Source organism: Streptomyces sp. NPDC049577 (assembly GCF_040675635.1).
Classification (GTDB): Bacteria; Actinomycetota; Actinomycetes; order Streptomycetales; family Streptomycetaceae; genus Streptomyces.
On sequence record NZ_JBFAPH010000111.1, the window covers coordinates 1 to 17,943 of the forward strand.

Genomic DNA, 17,943 nt, shown 5'->3' on the forward strand with positions numbered 1-17,943 from the left:
CCGCGGCTGCCGCGATCCAGGCGGAGCTGAACGGCCACGCCGCGCCGGCCCCGGCGCCCGCGGAGCCCGGCGTTGCCGCGGCCGCCGAGCCGCACACGGCGGCCTCCGCAGGGGCGGCTGCCGGCGCCGTCGCGGGTGCCGCCGGAGGCGTCCGCGCACTGGCCAAGCCGCCCGTGCGCAAGCTCGCCAAGGATCTCGGCATCGACCTGGCCACCGTCGTTCCGACCGGTCCCGGCGGGGTCGTCACCCGGGACGACGTGCACGCGGCCGCGAGCGCCGCGACGCGGGCCGTCGCCGAGCCGGAGACGGTCGCCCCCGAGGCCGCCGCCCCGGTCGCCGAGGGGTACGCCCGCGAGACCCGCGTCCCCGTCAAGGGCGTCCGCAAGGCCACCGCGCAGGCCATGGTGAACAGCGCCTTCACCGCCCCGCACGTCACGGAGTTCATCACCGTCGACGTCACGCGCACCATGAAGCTCGTCCAGGAGCTGAAGTCCGACCCGGACATGGCGGGCCTGCGGGTGAACCCGCTGCTGCTCGTCGCCAAGGCGCTGCTCGTCGCCATCAAGCGCAACCCGGAGGTCAACGCCGCCTGGGACGAGGAGCGGCAGGAGATCGTCCTCAAGCACTATGTGAACCTCGGCATCGCGGCCGCCACGCCGCGCGGCCTGATCGTGCCGAACATCAAGGACGCCCACGCCAAGACGCTCCCCGAGCTGTCCAAGGCGCTCGGCGAGCTCGTCGCCACCGCCCGCGAGGGCAAGACCGCCCCGGCGGACATGTCGGGCGGCACGGTGACCATCACCAACGTCGGCGTCTTCGGCGTCGACACCGGCACCCCGATCCTCAACCCGGGCGAGTCCGCGATCCTCGCGTTCGGCGCGGTCAAGCTCCAGCCCTGGGTGCACAAGGGGAAGGTCAAGCCGCGGCACGTCACCACGCTGGCGCTCTCCTTCGACCACCGGCTCGTCGACGGCGAGCTCGGCTCGAAGGTCCTCGCGGACATCGCAGCGGTGCTGGAACACCCCAAGCGGCTCATCACCTGGGCGTGACCACGCGATCCGCGTGACCGAGGGGGCTCCAAACAGCCCTGACGGTCGGTAAAGGTCCGCACAGGACAAAGGGCCCGGACGCTCTCTCCTCACCCCCCTCCAGCAAGGAGAGAGCGGCGTCCGGGCCCTCCGTCCGTGTGCGTGAGCGGCCTCGGGCACCCACCCGGTCAGGAGGTGGAATGGCCCGCGCTGGGCAATTTACTTAAGATTGGCCGACACTTGCAGTGTCGGAAATGGAGGCCGCTGTGAGGGCCGCGATGGACCCCATGGGCGACCCGGGTGATTCCGCGGACGGCGGCGAATCCATCACCCGTCTGCTCCGCGCCTGGCGCGCACGCGTCGACGCCAGGACCGTTCGCGAGCTGCGCGGGGTGTTTCCCAGACCGGGCCGTCGGCTTTCGCAGGCACATGTCGCCCGGATGACGGGCGTGAGCGAGGGCTGGTACCGCGCCCTGGAGGCCGGCCGCCGCCAGGACTTCTCCGAAAGCTTTCTGCTGCGCGTCGCCGAGGCCCTGCGGCTGAGCGAGGCGGAGACCCTGACCCTCTTCATGGCCGTCACCGGCCGCCGCCCCCCGGGCACCGGCACCACCCGCGCGGACCTGCCCGAGGGCGTCACCGCCCTGCTCGACCAGCAGGTCTCCTACCCGGCCTACCTCTCCGACGCCGCCTGGAACATCGTCGCCTCCAATTCCCTCATGGGCGAGTGGTTCCCCTGGGTCCTGCGGCCCGGCGCCAACCTGCTGCGCTGGGCCCTCCTCCACCCCGAAGCACGCGAACAGATGCTCGACTGGGAGGACAGCTGCGCCCGGGTCTACCTCGCCATGCTGCGTGTCGCCGCCAACAGCAACCCGGACAACCCCGAACTGCGCGCGCTCGTCCGCGAGATCCTCGACTCCGACGCCGACTGCCGCCGCATCTGGTCCCAGGAGTACGACGTCGTCGAACACCGGGACGGACACGAATTCCGCCTCCGCCTGCCGTACCACGGCAACCGCGAGATCCGGGTGACCAGCCATGTGCTGCTGCCCATACAGCGCACCGACCTGCGGTTCGTCTTCATCACCCCGGTGGACGGCTGGGCCGGGCTGTAGTCCCCTCCGGCGCCGGGCCGCGCCCCCGTCCGGATGACGGACGTGCACTGCCCACGCATCTGTGTTGTATCTAAGCTGTGCGCATGTCGACCGCGCACGCCCCCGCTCCCGCGACCGCCGGGCGACCGCCCGCCGCCGAACGGGTCTACGCCCACGTCAAGGACGCCGTACTGCACCGGCGTTACGAGGGGGGCACGCTGCTGACCGAGGGCGGTCTGGCCGCCGCCGTCGGCGTGTCCAGGACCCCGGTGCGCGAGGCGCTGCTGAGGCTGGAGGCGGAAGGGCTGCTCAAGCTCTACCCGAAGAAGGGGGCGCTCGTCCTGGCCGTCTCCGCCCAGGAGATCGCGGACGTGGTGGAGACCCGGCTGCTGGTGGAGAAGCACGCCGCGGGCAAGGCCGTGCCCGCGCCGCCGGGGCTGCTCGCGCGGCTGGAGGAGCTCGTCGACGACATGCGGCGGCAGGCCGCCGCCGGCGATCTGGCGGCCGTCTCCGTCAGCGACCGCGCCTTCCACGCGGAGATCGTGCGCAGCGCGGGCAACGAGATCCTCGCCCGCCTCTACGACCAGCTGCGCGACCGCCAGTTGCGGATGGGCGTCGCCGTGATGCACGCGCATCCGGACCGGATCGCCAAGAACATCGCGGAACACACCGAGATCCTCGAAGCCCTGCGGTCCGGTGACGGCGCGGCGGCCATCGAGGTCGTCGACCGGCACGTCGGCTGGGTGCGCAACCTCGCACAGGGGGACGTCCGATGAGTTCAGGCTGCATATCGCTGCCCGGTGACCCGCCCGGCGGACGCCGGGCCGCCGGCGTCTGGGGACTGGGCGTCGCTGTCTACTTCGTCGCCATCATCTTCCGCACCAGCCTCGGCGTCGCCGGCATCGACGCCGCCGAGCGCTTCCACGTGGGTGCCTCGGCGCTGTCGACCTTCTCCATCCTCCAGCTCCTGGTCTACGCGGGCATGCAGATCCCCGTCGGGCTGATGGTCGACCGGCTGGGCACCAAGAAGGTGCTGGCCCTGGGCGTCGTCCTGTTCACCGCCGGCCAGTTCGGCTTCGGGCTCTCCCACTCCTACGCCGCCGCGCTCGCCTGCCGCGCGCTGCTCGGCTGCGGTGACGCCATGACGTTCATCAGCGTGCTGCGGCTCGGCGCGCGCTGGTTCCCCGCCCGGCGCGGCCCGCTGATCGCCCAGGTCGCGGCGCTGTTCGGGATGGCGGGCAACCTCATCTCGACGCTCGTCCTCGCCCGTCTGCTGCACGGCGCCGGCTGGACGCGGACCTTCACCGGCAGCGCGGCGGCCGGCGTGGTCGTCCTCGTCCTGCTGCTGCTCTTCCTCAAGGACCACCCCGAGGGCCACGAGCCCGCCCCCGCGCCCCCGCCGGGCAAGGGCTTCGTCGGGCAGCAGATCGCCCGCGCCTGGCGCGAACCGGGCACCCGGCTGGGCCTGTGGACCCACTTCACCACGCAGTTCCCCGCGATGGTCTTCCTGCTGCTGTGGGGCATGCCGTTCCTCGTCGAGGCGGAGGGCGTGGACCGCGGCACGGCCGGCATGCTGCTCACGCTCGTCGTCCTCGTCAGCATGGCCGTCGGCCTGGTGTACGGGCAGATCATCGCCCGCCACCACGCGGCCCGCATGCCGCTCGCCCTGGGCACCGTCGCGGCCACGGCCGTGCTCTGGGCGGCGACGCTCGCCTGGCCCGGTACGCACGCGCCGATGTGGCTGCTGACCGTCCTGTGCGCGGTGCTCGGCGCCTGCGGCCCCGCCTCGATGATCGGCTTCGACTTCGCCCGGCCCGCCAACCCGCCCGAGCGCCAGGGCACCGCCTCCGGCATCGTCAACATGGGCGGCTTCACCGCCTCGATCACCACGCTGCTGGCCGTCGGCGTCCTGCTGGACGCCACCGGCGGGAACTACCGGGCCGCCTTCGCCTCGGTGTTCGTCCTCCAGGCGCTCGGCCTGACGCAGATGCTCCGGCTGCGCGGACGCGCCCAGCGGCGCGAGGAGGAGCGGATCGTGGCCTCGCGGGTCGAGACCGTGCACGTGCCCCAGCCGGACCTCAGGGCGTGACGGCGAAGTTCCGCAGGATCGTGTCCGCCAGGCCCCGGTCGCCCTCGACCTTGACGCGGTCGGCGACCGCCGCCGGGCGGACGCGCCCACACGCCAGCCGGGCGTACGTCTCCCAGTCCATCCCGAACGTCACCGTCGGCCCCAGCGAGACACTGCCGTCGATCGAACCCCGACCCCGCTCGTCAACCCGCACCGTGCGCAGGAACTCCACCGGCCCGTGCACGTCGAACACCACCGTCGAGCCCGGCCGGGCGCCCGCGTCCTTCGCCACCACCTTCGGCAGCCCGAGCAGCATCAGGTCCCGGCTGAGCAGCGCGCCCGGCGAGTCGAGGTTGCCCGGCACGCCCAGTGCCCGGCGCACGTCCTGCTCGTGCACCCACACGTCGAAGGCCCTTATGGCCAGCGTCTGTTCGAGCGTCTGCTCGGCACCGCTGCCCAGCGGCCAGCGCACGGTCGCCTGCGGGGAGCGCGTCTCGTTCCGCAGCTGACGGGAGCGCCGGATGATCGTGTACTCGAGCTCGGAGGTCATCTCCAGGGCCGTGTGGCACCGCCGCACATCGACCTGCACCTCGATGTAGCGCGAGAATTCGTCCGTCACGTGGTAGAGGTCGCGCGGCAGCGAGTGGATCGGCCGCGGCTCGCCCAGCATTTCGCACTCGACGCCGATGACGTGCGAGACGACATCCCGCACGGACCAGCCCGGGCACTCGGTGGCCCGGTTCCAGTCGCTCTCGGCGAGGGGCTTCACCAGGTCGTTGATGGCTTCTACGGAGTGGGTCCAGGCGTCGATGGCGGGCTGGAGACTGGGGTGGACGGTCACGTGGATCCCTCGGCGGTGCTGGGCAGCGAGTGGGACAAGTGCTGTGTGGGCTCTATGCAGTTAAGTTACGCTGCGCACGGGTCCCCCGGCAGAGGTTTCGTCTGACGCATGCGGAGAGTGGTGGTACTGTGCGCGCCTCCCTGATCCAGTTCGGTGTGGACCCCGCCGAGCCGCCCGCCGCGCGCCGCGAGCGCGCGGCCGAGCTGGTCCGCACGCAGCGGGGCAGCGATCTGGTGGTGCTGCCGGAGCTGTGGCCGACGGGCGCCTTCGCGTACGACAGCTTCGTCGCCGAGGCCGAGCCGCTGGACGGCCCGACGGCCACCGCGATGGCCGCCGCCGCGCGCGACGCGGGCGTCTGGCTGCACGCGGGCTCGATCGTGGAGAGCGCGCCGGACGGCATCTACAACACCTCGCTGGTCTTCTCCCCCGACGGCGAGCTCGTCCGCACCTACCGCAAGATCCACCGCTTCGGCTTCGACAAGGGCGAGGCCGTGCTGATGGGCGCGGGCCGCGAACCCGTCACCGTGCGGCTGCCGGAGCTCACCGCCGGCCTGGCCACCTGCTACGACCTCCGCTTCCCCGAGCTCTTCCGGGCCCTGACCGACGCCGGCGCGCAGGCGTTCGTCGTCCCGGCGGGCTGGCCCGCCCGCCGCCGCGAGCACTGGACCCTCCTGGCCCGCGCCCGCGCCGTGGAGGACCAGGCCTACGTCCTGGCCTGCGGCACGGCCGGCACCCACGCGGGCGTGGAGCAGGCGGGCCACAGCATCGTCGTCGACCCCTGGGGCGAGGTCCTGGCGGAGGCGGGCCCGGGCGAGCAGATACTGGTCGCGGAGATCGACCCGGGCCGCGTGGCGAGGACGCGCGAGGACTTCCCGGCGCTGAAGGACCGCGTCATAAAACGTTAATGCTCGCGCGGAATGCCTGACCCCGCCCGTGCTGTTGGATGGAGGCATGGCTTCACGTGCACGCGTTCGCGCTCCGGAACTCATCGGCAAGGGCGGCTGGCTGAATGTCGGCGACGGCGGTCTGACCCTCGCCGACCTGCGAGGACGGATCGTGATCCTCGATTTCTGGACCTTCTGCTGTGTGAACTGCCTGCACGTCCTGGACGAGCTGCGCGAGCTGGAGGAGAAGCACCGGGACACCACCGTGATCATCGGTGTGCACTCCCCGAAGTTCGTGCACGAGGCCGACCACCGGGCGGTCGTCGACGCCGTCGAGCGGTACGAGGTCGCCCACCCGGTCCTGGACGACCCGGAGCTCGCCACCTGGAAGCAGTACGCGGTCCGGGCCTGGCCGACGCTCGTCGTCATCGACCCCGAGGGGTACGTCGTCGCACAGCACGCCGGCGAGGGGCACGCGCACGCGCTGGAGAAGCTGGTCGGCGAGCTGGAGGCCGAGCACGAGGCCAAGGGCACCCTGCGCAGGGGCGACGGACCGTACGTGCCGCCGGAGCCGCAGGCGACCGATCTGCGCTTCCCCGGGAAGGCCGTGGTCCTGCCGTCCGGGAACTTCCTGGTCTCCGACACGACCCGGCACCAGCTGGTCGAGCTGGCGGCCGACGGCGAGACCGTCGTGCGCCGCGTCGGCACCGGCGAGCGCGGCCTCACCGACAGCCCCGCACGCTTCAGCGAGCCCCAGGGGCTCGCGCTGCTCCCGGACGGCAGGGTGATCGTCGCCGACACGGTCAACCACGCGCTGCGCGCGTACGACCCGGAGACGGGGGCCGTCGAGACCGTCGCGGGCACCGGCCGGCAGTGGTGGCAGGGCTCGGCCTCCTCGGGGGCCGCCCGCGAGGTCGATCTGTCCTCGCCCTGGGACGTGGCCTGGTTCGACGGCCGGGTGTGGATCGCCATGGCGGGCGTCCACCAGCTGTGGACGTACGACCCGGAGAGCCGCACGGTCGGCGTGGCGGCCGGGACGACCAACGAGGGGCTGGTCGACGGGCCCGCCGCCGAGGCGTGGTTCGCCCAGCCGTCCGGGCTCGCGGCGGCCGGGGACCGGCTGTGGCTGGCCGACTCCGAGACCTCGGCCCTGCGCTGGGTCGAGCGCGAGGGGGACGGCTACGCCGTCCGCACGGCCGTCGGCGCCGGGCTGTTCGACTTCGGGCACCGGGACGGGGACGCCGCGCAGGCGCTCCTCCAGCACCCGCTGGGCGTCACCGCCCTGCCGGACGGCTCGGTGGCCGTCTCGGACACCTACAACCACGCCCTGCGCCGCTACGACCCGGCCACCGGCGAGGTGACGACGCTGGCGACGGACCTGCGGGAGCCGTCGGACGCGGTGCTGGCCGGTGACGACATCGTGGTCGTCGAGTCGGCGCGGCACCGGCTGACCCGGCTGCGGCTGCCGGAGGAGGCGGTGCGCGTGGAGTCCGTGGCGCACCGCACGCAGCGGGAGGCCACGGAGATCGCCCCCGGCCGGCTCCGGCTGGACGTGGTCTTCCAGGCCCCGGCGGGCCAGAAGCTGGACACCCGCTACGGGCCGTCGACGCGGCTGCTGGTGAGCTCGACGCCGCCGGAGCTGCTGGCGGAGGGCGCGGGCGCCGGTACGGACCTGAGCCGCGAACTGGTACTGGCGGACGGGATCGACGGGGGCGTGCTGCACGTCTCCGCGATGGCGGCGTCCTGCGACGACGACCTTGCGAACGAGTACCCGGCCTGCCATGTGCACCAGCAGGACTGGGGGGTTCCGGTGCGGATCGCCGCGGGCGGCGCGGGCCGGTTGCCGCTGGTCCTGGCCGGCCTCGACGCGTAGCGCCTCGACGCGTAGCGCTTCCGCCGGAGCACGGCGAACGCGCCGGTCGCGGTGGCCGCGTGGGCCGCCGGACCCCCGCCGCGGTGGCCGGCCGCCGTGTTGCGGCGGGCGGTGCCGGCGGCAGCGTCACCGCACGTACCGGTGGTCCTCCTCGACGACGGGGGCCGCTGGCGGCGGCGGTTGCATCCGGCGGCGCTTGAAGATGCTCACGTACGCGCTGAGCCCGATGACGCCGACCGCCATCAGGATCAGGCCGACGAGGTCGACGTTCACGCCGTGGACGTGCCAGTCCACGGCGAACGTCAGGATCGCGCCCACCGCGATCAGCCCTATGCACCAACCCATGCCCATGGACAATCGCCTCCCGAACCGATCGGCTGTCCTCCTGGCAGAGATGCGGCTACCCCGGGCGGGGCGGGCCAATCACCCCCCGTGCGTCAGCCCTTGAGGGCGGCCGCCTCGGAGTCCACCCAGTAGGTGCCCTTGGCGGAGTCGTCGGTGTGGAGGGTGCCGCCGGGCAGGGCGGGGCTGACCGGGTCGCCCGCGACGGGGTCGCCGCTCGGCGTCTGGAAGGAGACGGACAGCTTCTTCACGTCGCGCCCCTTGCCGCCCTGGCCGTCGGCGGCCGAGGTCCGCAGGCCCGCGTAGGCGGACTTGCCGGGTGCGAGCTTCACCGGCGACTTCGGCTTGCTGTCCTCGGAGACGTCGGCCGTGGCCTGGTCCTCGTCGAAGCGCACGAAGGGGAAGCCGTACGCGGTGCAGGCGGCCTTCCCGGTGTTGGTGACCACCAGCAGCAGCCGCTTGCCGTCCGAACCGCCCGAGCGGGCCTCGACCTTGACGCCCGCGGGGGTGCAGGCGTCGCCCGTCGCCTGCGGCTTGTCGTCCTCCGCGCCGTCGTCGGCGCCCGCCGTGGCGCCGGAGGACTGCTCCTGCGCCGCGTCGGCCGTCTCCGCCGTGCCGGCGTCCTTCTTGTCGCCCGAGTCGCTGCCGCAGGCGGTGAGGGTGAGGGCGGCCGCGGCGGTGAGCGCGGCGGCGGCGGTCCGCAGGGTGCGGGTGGTCATGGTGCTTCCCCCGGTGGGACGGTCGAGTGCTGGTGGGGGCTGTATATCAGGCCGGGCGCAGGGGGTCCGGCTCAGCCTTCGAGGAACGCGGTCAGGGCGGCGGCCAGCAGGTACGGGTCGTCCGCGCCGCACAGTTCGCGCGCGGAGTGCATGGACAGGCAGGCCACGCCGATGTCGACGGTGGCGATGCCGTGCCGGGCGGCCGTGATGGGGCCGATGGTGGTGCCGCAGGGCATGGCGTTGTTGGAGACGAAGTGCTGCCAGGGCACGCCCGCGCGCTCGCAGGCGGCGGCGAACACGGCCCGGCCGCCGCCGTCGGTGGCGTAGCGCTGGTTGACGTTGACCTTCAGGATCGGGCCGCCGTTGGGCACCGGGTGGTGGTCCGGGTCGTGGCGCTCGGCGTAGTTGGGGTGCACGGCGTGGCCGGTGTCGGAGGAGAGGCAGACGGTGCCGGCGAAGGCGCGCGCCTTGTCCTCGTAGGAACCGCCGCGGCAGAAGACGGAGCGCTCCAGGACGTTGCCGAGCAGCGGCCCCTCGGCGCCGGTGTCGGACTGACTGCCGTTCTCCTCGTGGTCGAACGCGGCCAGGACGGGGATGTACGGCAGGCCCTCGGAGCCGACGGCGGCGAGCAGCGCGGCCGTTCCGGCGTGCACGGAGAGCAGGTTGTCCATGCGCGGCCCGGCCAGCAGCTCGCGGTCGCGGCCGAGGTAGGCGGGCGGCTCGACGCTGTGCGTCATGAGGTCCCAGCCGGTGACGTCCTCGGCGGCCACGCCGGCCTCCTCGGCCGCGAAGCGGATCAGGTCCCCCTCGCTCGGCTTGCCCAGGCCCCAGACGGGCATCATGTGGCGCTGCTTGTCGAGCTTGAGGCCCTCGTTGTTGACCGAGCGGTCGAGGTGCACGGCGAGCTGCGGGACGCGCAGCAGCGGCCGGTCGACGTTGACGAGGTGGTGGCTGCCGTCGCGCAGGGTGAGGCGGCCGGAGAGGCCGAGGTCGCGGTCCAGCCAGGTGTTGAGCAGCGTGCCGCCGTAGATCTCGACGGCGACCTGGCGCCAGCCGTGCGAGCCGGTGTCGGGCAGCGGCTTGACCCGCAGGTTGGGGGAGTCGGTGTGCGCGCCGACGATCCGGAACGGGGTGGCGGCGGTGGCGCCCTCGGGCACGTACCAGGCGATGATCGCGCCGCCGCGCGTCACGTACTTGCCGCCGGTCGTCGCGTCCCACGCGTCGGTCTCCGCGAGCCGGCGGAAACCCGCCTTCTCCAGCCGCTCGGCGGTACCCGCCACCGCGTGGTACGGGGAGGGGCTGGCGGCGAGGAAGGACATCAGGTCGTCGGTGTGGCCGCGGTCGAAGCGGTGCGCAGTGCTCATGGCCTCAGGATAAGGATCAGGGCAAGAGCCGGGCGGGCCTTTCGGGCGCCCTGTGCCGTCCGGCGGGGGAGGGGTCGCCGGCGTTCCCGGGGCCTCTTCCGTCGCGGCGGCGCGAGGCCCCTCGCCACCTGTCCGGCGGTGCCGGACCGGCCCCGGCGAATGTGCCGGTCGCGGCGGTCGCGCATGCCGCCGGACCCCCGCCACGACGGCTGATCGCCGTCGTGGCGGAAGGAGTACCGGGGCCCGGGGGAAGGCCCCCGGACCCCGGTACTGAAGGTCCTGCCGCAGGCTAGAAGGCGGCCTCGTCCAGCTCCATCAGGGACTGGTCGACCGACTCGGCCAGGCGGCGCTCGACGGCCAGGGCGGGCAGCACGTTGGAGGCGAAGAACTTCGCGGCGGCGATCTTGCCGGCGTAGAAGGCCTTGTCCTTCGTGGAGGCGGTGCCGATCTTCTCGCTGGCCACCGCGGCGCCCCTGAGCAGCAGGTAGGCGACGACGACGTCACCGGAGGCCATCAGCACGCGGGTGGTGTTGAGGCCCACCTTGTAGATGGACTTGACGTCCTTCTCGGTGGCGGCGAGGTCGGTCAGCATGGCGCCGACGATGCCCTCCAGGTCCACCGCGGCCTTGGCCAGCAGCTCGCGGGCCTCGGCCAGCTCCTCGCCGCCGGCGGCCTCCGCGAGGAACTTCTTGATCTCCTCGGAGAGGAGGGTCAGCGCCTGGCCCTGGTCGCGGACGATCTTCCGGAAGAAGAAGTCCTGGCCCTGGATGGCCGTGGTGCCCTCGTAGAGGGTGTCGATCTTCGAGTCACGGATGTACTGCTCGATCGGGTACTCCTGGAGGTACCCGGAGCCGCCGAACGTCTGCAGGGACTGGGCCAGCAGCTCGTAGGACTTCTCGGAGCCGTAGCCCTTGACGATGGGCAGCAGCAGGTCGTTCAGGCCGTGCAGCGCCTTGGCGTCCTCGCCGGCGGCCTCCTTGACCTGGATCTCGTCCTGGACGGTGGCCGTGTAGAGGACGAGGGCGCGCATGCCCTCCGCGTAGGCCTTCTGGGTCATCAGGGAGCGGCGCACGTCGGGGTGGTGCGTGATGGTGACCTTGGGCGCGGCCTTGTCGGTGAAGTTGGCCAGATCCGGGCCCTGGACGCGCTCCTTGGCGTACTCCAGCGCGTTGAGGTAGCCGGTGGAGAGGGTGGCGATGGCCTTCGTGCCGACCATCATCCGGGCGAACTCGATGATGCGGAACATCTGGCGGATGCCCTCGTGCTTCTCGCCGATGAGCCAGCCCTTGGCGGGGTGCTTGTCGCCGAAGGTCATCTCGCACGTGTTGGAGGCCTTCAGGCCCATCTTGTGCTCGACGTTCGTGGCGTAGACGCCGTTGCGGGCGCCCAGCTCGCCGGTCTCGAAGTCGAACTCGTACTTCGGCACGAGGAAGAGCGAGAGGCCCTTGGTGCCGGCGCCGTGACCCTCGGGGCGGGCGAGCACGTAGTGGAGGATGTTCTCGGACATGTCGTGCTCACCGGAGGTGATGAAGCGCTTCACGCCCTCGATGTGCCAGGAGCCGTCCTCCTGCTTGATGGCCTTGGTGCGGCCGGCGCCCACGTCCGAGCCGGCGTCCGGCTCGGTCAGCACCATGGTGGAGCCCCACTGCTTCTCCACCGCGATCTTCGCGATGTGCTTCTGCTGCTCGGTGCCCTCCTCGAACAGCACGCCGGCGAACGCCGGGCCGGAGGAGTACATCCAGACGGCCGGGTTCGAGCCGAGGATCGTCTCCGCGAAGCCCCACAGCAGCGAGCGCGGCGCGGTGGTGCCGCCGATCTCCTCCGGGATGCCCAGACGCCACCACTCGGCGTCCATGTACGCCTGGTAGCTCTTCTTGAAGGTGTCCGGGACCGGAGCGGTGTTGGTCTCCGGGTCGAACACGGGCGGGTTCCGGTCGGTGTCCGCGAAGGACTCGGCCAGCTCGTTCTCCGACAGGCGAGCGATCTCCGACAGCACGCTCTTGGCGGTGTCGACGTCCATCTCCGCGAACGGGCCGGTGCCGTACGCCTTGTCGCGGCCGAGGACCTCGAAGAGGTTGAACTCGATGTCGCGAAGATTCGACTTGTAGTGCCCCATGACTACGGCTCCGTAAGTGACGGGAGGACGACCCTCTATGCGTACCAGTCAGTAAGTCAGCATGATGCTACCCGTCGGTAATAAGAAGCAACCCCCGATCGGCCAACTGTGACTCGTTACGCTTTGGCCCATGTACGGCTACGACCAGAACGCGGCGACCCAGGGTTACGCGCCTCCGCAGCAGCCCGGCGGCTACGGCGAGCAGCCGCTCTACCCCGAGCCGTCCCCCCCGTCCCTGGCCGACGCGGTGCGCGCCTTCACCACCGGCCAGCTCTCCGCCGAGGACTTCCAGACCGTCTTCGCCGGCTCCAAGGTCTACTGCCCGCGCGGTGACAACCCGGGGTTCCTCGCCCTGCACAACACCCAGCAGCCGGTCATCCCGATGTTCACCTCGCTGAAGGAACTGCGCCGGTACGCGGGCAAGGAGTCCAAGTACTTCGTGATCACCGGCGCCGAGGTGATCGACCTGCTGCCCACGGGGTACGGCTTCGTGCTCGACATCGAGGGTGATCACCGGATGGTGTTCGACGCGAAGGCGGTCGAGGAGATGGTCGACTTCGCGATGCGCCGGATGTACGGCTGAGATCCGCGGCCGGATCTGCGGCCGGGATCTCCTTCGGCGGCTACCTGGTCGCCCGCTCGTACAGCGCGCGGACCGGTGCGCCGAAGTACGAGCTGTAGCTCGTCTCGTCGTCGCCGCCCTCGTCCTTGCCGCCCAGTACGCCGTCGACCGTGCCCAGGCCGGTCGCCGCGTCGACGTCCGTGAGGATCGGGCTGCCGCTCGTGCCGTTCGGCAGCCCCGTGCAGGGGAACCGCAGCTGCGTCGGGCTGTAGAGATCGGTGGCGTTCTCGCAGGCCAGCGGGCGTTCGCCGGTGTTCGGGTAGCCCAGGGCCCGGGCCGGGCGGGTCGGCTGCGGGTCGAAGCGGATGCGTTCCGCTCCCGTCACCCGCTCGATCGGCTCGTCGCGCTCCACCGACCGCACGCGCAGGAACGCCACGTCGTGGTCCGGGTCGCGGCCGCGCACCCACTGGGGGGCCACGTCCACGGACACCGGGACCCACACCCCGTACGGCGCCGCGCCGTCCCGGTAGCCCGGCACGAACGCCAGGTCCGTCCGGAAGCCGCCCAGGTACACGCAGTGCGCCGCCGTCACGATCAGGTCGCCGCGCCGGCTGTGCACGACGCTCGCCGTGCAGCCGTGCGCCGGCGTGCCCTCGCCCGTGTAGAAGAGCGGGCCCACCGCCGGTGAGGCCGGCACCTCGCGCGCCGTGGGCGTCGCGCCCGCGCCGAGCAGGGCCGGGGAGGGCGCCGCCGCGGGGGCGCCACCGGTGCGTACGGCCGTCTTCATCGCCTCGGCCGACCGCGTCCCGAGCGCCTCCGGCTGGCGGTAGTGCCCGGCCGTGTCGCCGTCGGCCAGCGGCGCGTCGGTGGCGAGGCCCCGGTTGGCCACCAGGAGTCCGACGACGGCCAGGGCGGCCACGGCGATCACGAGGGCGGCGAGCCCGGCCCTTGTTCTGACACGCATTGATCAAGTGTCTCCGATGCCGCCGGAGGGGTCGCGGGGACGGTCGCGGGAATGGACGCGCGCTTGTCTGTTGTTCACGATTCAACTAAATTGGCCGTGTGACGACCCCAAGGAGGCCGACATGCCCGCGGTAACCGTCGAGAACCCGCTGACCCTGCCCCGCGTCGCCGCCGCTCCGGCGACCGCCGGACAGCGGCCGGTTCTGCACGTCGCCACCGCCCCGAGCGGCTTCGAGGGCGAGGGCTTCCCGGTGCGCCGCGCCTTCGCGGGGATCAACCACGCGTACCTGGATCCGTTCATCATGATGGACCAGATGGGCGAGGTGGAGTACGCGCCGGGCGAGCCCAAGGGCACGCCGTGGCACCCGCACCGCGGCTTCGAGACCGTCACCTATCTCCTCGACGGCACCTTCGTGCACCGCGACTCGCACGGCGGCGGCGGTGTCATCAACGACGGCGACACCCAGTGGATGACCGCCGGCTCGGGCCTGCTGCACATCGAGGCGCCGCCGGAGTCGCTGGTCGTCAGCGGCGGGCTCTTCCACGGCCTCCAGCTGTGGGTGAACCTGCCGGCGAAGGACAAGATGATGCCCCCGCGCTACCAGGACATCGGCGGCGGCAAGGTCAAGCTGCTGACCTCCTCCGACGGCGGGGCGCTGGTGCGGCTGATCGCGGGGGAGATCGGGGAGCACGCCGGCCCCGGCATCACCCACACGCCGATCACGATGACGCACGTCTCCCTCAGCCCGGGCGCCGAGCTGACGCTCCCCTGGCGCCGCGACTTCAACGCCCTCGCCTACGCCCTCGCCGGGCGCGGCACGGCGGGCGCGGAGGGGCGGCCGTTCCGGATGGGGCAGACCGTCGTCTTCGGCGAGGGTGACTCGCTCACGGTCCGGGCGGACCGGACGCAGGAGTCGCGGAGCCCGAACTTCGAGGTCGTGCTGCTGGGCGGGCTGCCGATCCGGGAGCCCATGCGGCACTACGGGCCGTTCGTCATGAACACCCATGCCGAGCTCGCGCAGGCGTTCGAGGACTTCCAGGCCGGCCGTCTCGGCACGATCCCGGCCGAGTAGTCGCCGGGTGATCGCAGGCGGGGCCCCTGCGTCCCGCCCTAGGTCACGCCCTCGAACGGGGCCCCGCCGAACTCCGCGGCCGCGCTCGCCTTCTCGTCCAGCTCGAACCAGATGTTCTTGCCGTCGCCCCGGGGCGTGACGCCCCAGGCTCCGGCCAGCAGTTCGAGGAGGACGAGGCCGCGGCCCGAGGAGGCCATCTCGCCCGGGTGCCGCCGGTGCGGCAGTTCGTCGCTGCTGTCCGCGACGTCGACGCGGATCCGCCGGTGGCCGGGCGGGCCGGATATCTTCGCGACGAGGACCGCGTCGCCGTCCGTGTGGACGAGGACGTTGGTGAGCATCTCGGAGACCATCAGCACCGCCGAGTCCACCTGGTCCGGGTCGGCCCAGTCGTGCATCAGGGCCCGGACCTGCTTGCGGGCCTCCCCGATGCGCTCGGGCTCGGCCTGGGCGATGGTCAGGACGCTGCGCCGGACCGGGCGCGGCACGGCCGGGGCGCCGGCGGGGCGGCGGCCCGTGCTCTCGCGCAGGAGCAGCAGCAGGGCGATGTCGTCCTCGCGCCGGTCGACCAGCGGGCCGACGGTGTGGTGCGAGGACGGCCCGTGGACGGCCTGGACCAGCGCGTCGGCGAGCTTCTCCAGGCTGGTGCCGTTCTCCTCCACCGGGCGGCTCTCGACCACCTCGCGCAGCCGGCGCCAGCCGGTCTCCAGGTCGTGGCCGCCGGTCTCGATCAGCCCGTCCGTGCAGACCAGCATCGTCTCGCCCGGTTCGAGGACGATACGGGTGGTGGGGAAGTCGCTGTCGGGGTCGATGCCCAGTGGCAGACCGCCCGCCGTGGCGCGGACGAGCATGGTGCCGTCGGCGAGCCGGATCGCCGGGTCGCAGTGCCCGGCGCGGGCGATGACCAGGAGCCCGGAGAGCGGGTCGACCTCGATGTAGAGGCAGGTGGCGAAGCGCGGGTCGGCGTCCTCGGGGCCGGTGGAGTTGATGCCGGCGAGGAAGCGGGAAGCGCGGGAGAGTACCGCGTCGGGGTGGTGGCCCTCCGAGGCGTAGGCGCGCAGGGCGATGCGCAGCTGGCCCATGAGCCCCGCGGCCCGTACGTCGTGGCCCTGGACGTCGCCGATGACCAGGGCGGTCTTGCCGGAGGGCAGCGGGATCATGTCGTACCAGTCGCCGCCGACCTGGAGGCCGCCACCGGTCGGGACGTAGCGCGCGGCGACCTTCATCCCGGGGATGTCCGGCTGGACCGTGGGCATCATCGAGCGCTGGATGCCGCCGACCAGCTCCCGCTCGGACTCGTGCGCGCTGGCCCGGCCCAGGGCCTGGGCGAGCATCCGGGCGACGGTGGTGAGGACCGAGCGCTCGTCGGGGGTGAAGGTCACCGGGACGCTGAAGCCGGCCATCCAGGCGCCGATGGTGTGCCCCGCGTTGATCAGCGGCAGGAAGGCCCAGGACTGCCGGCCGAACTGCTCCACGAGCGGCCATATCCCCGGGAAGCGGCGCCGGTAGTCCTCGGGGGAGGGCAGATAGATGGCGCGGCCGGTGCGCACCACCTCGGCGGCCGGGTGCGCGGTGTCCAGCGGCATGTCCAGGAACGCCTCGACGTCCTCGGGCCCGTAGCCGTGGTGGCCGATGACGGTGACCTTGCCGCCCTCGGTGCCGAAGACGGCGAGCCCCGAGGGCTCGAAGCCCGGCATGGACAGACCGGCGGCCACCCGCAGCACCTCGGCGGTGGAGTGGGCCTCGGCGAGCGCCCGGCCGGCGTCCAGCAGGAACGCCTCGCGGTTGCGCCGCCAGTCGCCGGTGACGGTCGTACGGAGGGGAGAGGTGCCCTGCTGGGGCTCGGGGACCTCCTCCAGGATGCCGACGAGGCGGTAGTCGTCGTCCTCGCCCACCGGCTTGGTGCGGCTGCGCACCGTGCGCAGCACCCGGCCCGCCTCGTCCACCACCCGCAGCCGGGCCTCGGCCAGGGTGCCCTCGGCCAGCGCCAGGGTGACCACGCCCTGGATCTCCACGTAGTCGACGGGGTGGAAGCGGGCGCGCAGGGTGGCCTCGGTCGTCTCGACGGGCTCGGCGGGCATGCCCAGCAGCCGCGCCGCCTCCGCGTCGAGCTTGACGGTGTCCGAGGCCTTGTCCCAGTGCCACAGGCCGATCGCCACGGCCGCCAGTACGTCCTCGGTGCGCATTGCCCCACTTTATGCAGGTCTGTGCAGTGGAGACCACTGATGCCGGACGCGGGCAGTACCCTTGCGGGGTGCTGTATGCAGCACGGCCACTCTCGATCCACGCCCTCGACCACGACTTGGATGAACGATGCATCGGTACCGGTCCCACACCTGCGGCGAGCTCCGTGCGGCTGACGTCGACACCGACGTGCGACTGAGTGGCTGGCTGCACAATCGGCGCGACCTGGGCGGCATCCTCTTCATCGACCTGCGCGACCACCACGGCCTGGTCCAGCTGGTGGCCCGGCCCGGTACCCCGGCGAACGAGGCCCTGAGCCACCTGACCAAGGAGACCGTCGTCCGCGTCGACGGCAAGGTCGTCAGCCGTGGCGCCGACAACGTCAACCCCGAGCTGCCGACCGGTGAGATCGAGGTCGAGGTCAGCGAGGTCGAGGTGCTGGGCGCCGCCGAGCCGCTGCCCTTCACGATCAACACCGAGGACGGTGTGAACGAGGAGCGCCGCCTGGAGTACCGCTTCCTCGACCTGCGCCGCGAGCGCATGCACCGCAACATCATGCTGCGCGGCGCCGTCATCCGCTCCATCCGCGAGAAGATGACCGCCCTCGGCTTCAACGAGCTGGCCACCCCGATCCTGTCGGCGACCTCCCCCGAGGGCGCGCGCGACTTCCTGGTGCCCTCGCGCCTGCACGCCGGCAAGTTCTACGCGCTGCCGCAGGCCCCGCAGCAGTTCAAGCAGCTGCTCGCGCGGCAGCATCATGACCATGAACGTCGCCATCATGATCGACATGAAGATGTACATGAGGTAGCTGAGGAACGCGGTCATCGCGCCGATCTGC

16 protein-coding genes are annotated in these 17,943 nt (G+C 72.2%); 9 read left to right on the top strand and 7 right to left on the bottom strand.

Annotation, left to right across the window (positions count from 1 at the left end; genetic code table 11):
- The 4 genes from AB0K09_RS14885 to AB0K09_RS14900 form a co-directional block, all read left to right on the top strand.
- Positions 1-1,049, top strand: a 1,049-nt coding sequence (locus AB0K09_RS14885; protein ID WP_366065757.1) for a dihydrolipoamide acetyltransferase family protein, incomplete at its 5' end; no start/stop codon positions are given.
- Between the two features lie 245 nt (positions 1,050-1,294).
- Positions 1,295-2,140 carry a helix-turn-helix transcriptional regulator gene (locus AB0K09_RS14890; RefSeq protein ID WP_366065758.1) on the top strand — a complete coding sequence of 282 codons (846 nt, stop codon included), beginning with the start codon at positions 1,295-1,297 and terminating at the stop codon, positions 2,138-2,140.
- 83 nt (positions 2,141-2,223) lie between these two features.
- Complete coding sequence (locus tag AB0K09_RS14895) at positions 2,224-2,895, top strand: GntR family transcriptional regulator (protein ID WP_366065759.1); 672 nt, start codon at positions 2,224-2,226, stop codon at positions 2,893-2,895.
- Entirely contained in the window at positions 2,892-4,208 is a 1,317-nt protein-coding gene (locus AB0K09_RS14900; RefSeq protein WP_366065760.1) for an MFS transporter, read from the top strand. Before AB0K09_RS14895 ends, AB0K09_RS14900 begins: the two co-directional genes overlap by 4 nt.
- On the opposite strand, the gene AB0K09_RS14905 is transcribed toward AB0K09_RS14900, so the two are convergent.
- Positions 4,198-5,028 (bottom strand): maleylpyruvate isomerase family mycothiol-dependent enzyme, encoded by an 831-nt coding sequence (locus tag AB0K09_RS14905; RefSeq protein WP_366065761.1) that lies wholly within the window; start codon positions 5,026-5,028, stop codon positions 4,198-4,200. The genes AB0K09_RS14900 and AB0K09_RS14905 overlap by 11 nt on opposite strands.
- A gap of 128 nt (positions 5,029-5,156) precedes the next feature.
- Between AB0K09_RS14905 and AB0K09_RS14910 the strand changes: the two genes are divergently transcribed.
- Positions 5,157-5,933 (top strand): carbon-nitrogen family hydrolase, encoded by a 777-nt coding sequence (locus AB0K09_RS14910; protein ID WP_366065762.1) that lies wholly within the window; start codon positions 5,157-5,159, stop codon positions 5,931-5,933.
- Between the two features lie 46 nt (positions 5,934-5,979).
- Positions 5,980-7,785, top strand: coding sequence for an NHL domain-containing thioredoxin family protein (locus AB0K09_RS14915; protein ID WP_366065763.1), 1,806 nt, complete (start codon positions 5,980-5,982; stop codon positions 7,783-7,785).
- A 126-nt stretch (positions 7,786-7,911) separates the two neighbouring features.
- Here the strand turns inward: AB0K09_RS14915 and AB0K09_RS14920 are convergent, their stop codons facing one another.
- From AB0K09_RS14920 to AB0K09_RS14935, 4 genes are all read right to left on the bottom strand, one after another.
- Positions 7,912-8,136 (bottom strand): DUF6458 family protein, encoded by a 225-nt coding sequence (locus tag AB0K09_RS14920; protein ID WP_366065764.1) that lies wholly within the window; start codon positions 8,134-8,136, stop codon positions 7,912-7,914.
- Positions 8,137-8,222: 86 nt separating this feature from the next.
- Positions 8,223-8,846, bottom strand: coding sequence for a DUF4232 domain-containing protein (locus AB0K09_RS14925; protein WP_366065765.1), 624 nt, complete (start codon positions 8,844-8,846; stop codon positions 8,223-8,225).
- A 71-nt stretch (positions 8,847-8,917) separates the two neighbouring features.
- On the bottom strand, positions 8,918-10,210 hold the full coding sequence (locus tag AB0K09_RS14930) for a M18 family aminopeptidase (protein WP_366065766.1): 1,293 nt from the start codon (positions 10,208-10,210) through the stop codon (positions 8,918-8,920).
- Between the two features lie 289 nt (positions 10,211-10,499).
- Positions 10,500-12,326, bottom strand: coding sequence for an acyl-CoA dehydrogenase (locus AB0K09_RS14935; RefSeq protein ID WP_366065767.1), 1,827 nt, complete (start codon positions 12,324-12,326; stop codon positions 10,500-10,502).
- A 130-nt stretch (positions 12,327-12,456) separates the two neighbouring features.
- Here AB0K09_RS14935 and AB0K09_RS14940 point away from each other — a divergent pair, with 130 nt between their 5' ends.
- Positions 12,457-12,909 carry an SseB family protein gene (locus AB0K09_RS14940; RefSeq protein ID WP_366065768.1) on the top strand — a complete coding sequence of 151 codons (453 nt, stop codon included), beginning with the start codon at positions 12,457-12,459 and terminating at the stop codon, positions 12,907-12,909.
- Positions 12,910-12,949: 40 nt separating this feature from the next.
- Here AB0K09_RS14940 and AB0K09_RS14945 read toward each other — a convergent pair whose 3' ends face one another.
- On the bottom strand, positions 12,950-13,852 hold the full coding sequence (locus tag AB0K09_RS14945; RefSeq protein WP_366065769.1) for a serine protease: 903 nt from the start codon (positions 13,850-13,852) through the stop codon (positions 12,950-12,952).
- Between the two features lie 121 nt (positions 13,853-13,973).
- On the opposite strand from AB0K09_RS14945, the gene AB0K09_RS14950 reads away from it, so the two are divergent.
- Positions 13,974-14,924: a pirin family protein gene (locus AB0K09_RS14950; protein WP_366065770.1), complete on the top strand. Its 951-nt coding sequence runs from the start codon at positions 13,974-13,976 to the stop codon at positions 14,922-14,924.
- Positions 14,925-14,962: 38 nt separating this feature from the next.
- Here AB0K09_RS14950 and AB0K09_RS14955 read toward each other — a convergent pair whose 3' ends face one another.
- Positions 14,963-17,107, bottom strand: a complete 2,145-nt coding sequence (locus AB0K09_RS14955) for a SpoIIE family protein phosphatase (protein WP_366065772.1) — start codon at positions 17,105-17,107, stop codon at positions 14,963-14,965.
- 127 nt (positions 17,108-17,234) lie between these two features.
- Here AB0K09_RS14955 and AB0K09_RS14960 point away from each other — a divergent pair.
- Positions 17,235-17,943, top strand: a 709-nt coding sequence (locus tag AB0K09_RS14960; RefSeq protein ID WP_366065773.1) for an amino acid--tRNA ligase-related protein, incomplete at its 3' end; no start/stop codon positions are given.